Origin of the sequence: Agreia bicolorata, assembly GCF_000938265.1 — a bacterium.
GTDB lineage: Bacteria > Actinomycetota > Actinomycetes > Actinomycetales > Microbacteriaceae > Agreia > Agreia bicolorata.
Map to the genome: position 1 here is coordinate 1 of NZ_JYFC01000017.1, position 1,295 is coordinate 1,295.

Annotated in this window: 1 protein-coding gene; it reads right to left on the reverse strand. The window is 65.5% G+C overall.

What is annotated here, in order from left to right; translation table 11 throughout:
- Positions 1-33: 33 nt before the first annotated feature.
- A protein-coding gene (locus tag TZ00_RS18515; protein WP_152631279.1) for an IS3 family transposase occupies positions 34-1,226 on the reverse strand; the annotation gives its coding sequence in 2 pieces (ribosomal slippage) (positions 34-939 and positions 942-1,226; 1,191 coding nt in all).
- Positions 1,227-1,295 lie beyond the last annotated feature (69 nt).

Below are 1,295 nucleotides of genomic sequence, written 5' to 3' on the forward strand. Positions count from 1 at the left end.
GGGTCTGCTGCACGAGTAGGTGACATGTTGTAGTCACGCCGCCAGTGCGGCGGTCGTGTTCATGATGGTCTCGAACTCGATGGGCGTCAAACGGCCCAGGCGGGGTTGGCGCCTCCGGCGGTGGTAGGTCCGTTCGATCCAGGTCACGATCGCGATCCGCAGTTGGTCGCGGGTGGTCCAGGAGCGGCGGTCGAGGACGTTCTTCTGGAGCAGGGCGAAGAACGATTCCATGGCGGCGTTGTCGCCGCTGGAGCCGACACGACCCATCGATCCGACCAGGCGGTGACGGGTGAGAGCACGTAAGAACTTTCGGCTGCGAAATTGACTGCCCCGGTCGCTGTGAACCACGCAGCCGGCGACATCGCCGCGCATCGCGACAGCGTTATCGAGAGCCTGGACGGCCAGTCTGGACTTCATCCGGGAGTCGATCGAGTACCCCACGATCCGTCCGGAGAACACGTCCTTGATCGCGCAGAGGTAGAGCTTGCCTTCCGCGGTCTTGTGTTCGGTGATGTCCGTGAGCCAAAGTCCGTTCGGTGCCTCGGCGGCGAACACGTGACGGACTCGACCGTCCTCGTCGACTACGGCGCAGAGGTCGTCGTGGACGGGTGGTCCGGGGCGTCGGCTCTTGCCGCGCTTGGACTTGCCGAACGCGCTGAACCAGCCGTTGCTCGACGCGATCCGCCATGCCGTCCGATCCGCCATCACCTCGCCCGCCTCCGCGGCCTCGTCGGCGAGCAGCCGATGCCCAAACTCCGGGTCGTCGCGGTGCGCGTCGAACAGCGCGTTCGCGCGATACGCCTCCACCACCTCGCTAGGCATGATGGGATCGGCCAGCCACCGGTAGTAGGGCTGGCGAGAGAGCTTGAGAACCCGACACGTCGCCGTCACAGGGATCCCTGCGGCGGCGAGCTCCGTCACGAGCGGGTAGAGCCTTTTCCCGGCAGGTTCGCCTGCGACAAATACGCCGCCGCTCGCCGCAACACCTCGTTCTCCTGCTCCAGCAGCCGATTTCGCTTGCGCAGTTCACGGATCTCAGCCGCCTCGGTGCGGGACTGACCCGGCTTGGCGCCCTCGTCGACGTCGGCGCGACGCAACCACTTCTGCAACGTCATCGGGTGGACCCCGAAGTCTTTCGCGATCTGCTCGATCGTCACTCCGGGCTCGCGGTTCCTCGCGACGCGCACGACGTCATCACGGAACTCAGAGGGGTAGGGCTTTGGCACGATGCCATCCTTCCAGGCCACCCTCCCGGGCAAGCCAGATCAGATGTCACCTATTCGTGCAGCAGACCC